Origin of the sequence: Malikia granosa (assembly GCF_002980595.1) — a bacterium.
GTDB classification, from domain to species: Bacteria; Pseudomonadota; Gammaproteobacteria; order Burkholderiales; family Burkholderiaceae_C; genus Malikia; species Malikia granosa.
The window spans coordinates 1-922 of record NZ_PVLQ01000112.1; the positions used below are offsets into that span (position 1 = coordinate 1).

At 58.0% G+C, this 922-nt stretch carries 1 protein-coding gene; it reads left to right on the plus strand.

Annotated features, from left to right (window positions below):
* Positions 1–22 precede the first annotated feature (22 nt).
* Positions 23–646: a recombinase family protein gene (locus C6P64_RS16930; protein ID WP_105749711.1), complete on the plus strand. Its 624-nt coding sequence runs from the start codon at positions 23–25 to the stop codon at positions 644–646.
* Positions 647–922: the final 276 nt, after the last annotated feature.

Genomic DNA, 922 nt, shown 5'->3' on the forward strand with positions numbered 1-922 from the left:
TTTGAATATTGCAACAAAGCCTATGCATATTGGATACATGCGGGTATCGAAAGCGGACGGATCACAGTCCACCCATCTGCAGCGCGATGCGCTCATCGCCGCTGGCGTGAATCCTGCTCATCTCTACGAGGATCTGGCTTCGGGTCGACGTGATGATCGACCGGGGTTGGCTGCCTGCCTGAAGGCTCTGCGTGAAGGCGACACGCTGATCGTATGGAAGCCCGACCGGCTCGGTCGAGACTTGCGCCACCTGGTCAACACGGTGCATGACCTGACTGCGCGTAGCGTGGGATTGAAGGTGCTGACGGGTCACGGTGCGGCAGTCGACACCACGACCGCTGCTGGCAAGCTGGTGTTCGGAATCTTTGCCGCACTGGCTGAGTTCGAGCGGGAATTGATTTCCGAGCGAACGGTCGCCGGACTTGTCTCGGCGCGGGCTCGCGGCAGAAAAGGAGGACGCCCGTTCAAAATGACTGCCGCCAAGCTGCGCCTGGCGATGGCCAGTATGGGGCAACCGGAAACCAAGGTCGGCGATCTCTGTGCAGAACTAGCGATTACCCGGCAGACGCTCTACCGGCATGTGTCGCCCGAGGGGGAACTGCGGCCCGATGGCGTCAAGTTGCTCTCTCGCGGGTCAGCCGCATAGGTAGCGATGGTTTCACTGGGGCTACGGGAAAATTTGACAACCACCAAATTTCCGGTTTCGACCCTTTGCGGTCCTTTGCATGCGTTCCACATAGCGGACCGAAACGGCAAGGCGATGTAATATGTGACACATGAACGTTTACATAGATGAATCAGGATCGTTCGTCAACTCTCCACAACTCGAAAGTTGGAACGTCGTCGTCGCAGTTGCTGCTGCAGAGTCTGCGCGCGCAGCAATTAGCGCAGGCCTGAAGAAACGTAACTATTCAGCCCCCCA

Coding starts and splice junctions, on each gene's coding strand:
- C6P64_RS16930 (WP_105749711.1), top strand. CDS start 23: ATGCATATTGGATACATGCGGGTATCGAAAGCGGACGGATCACAGTCC.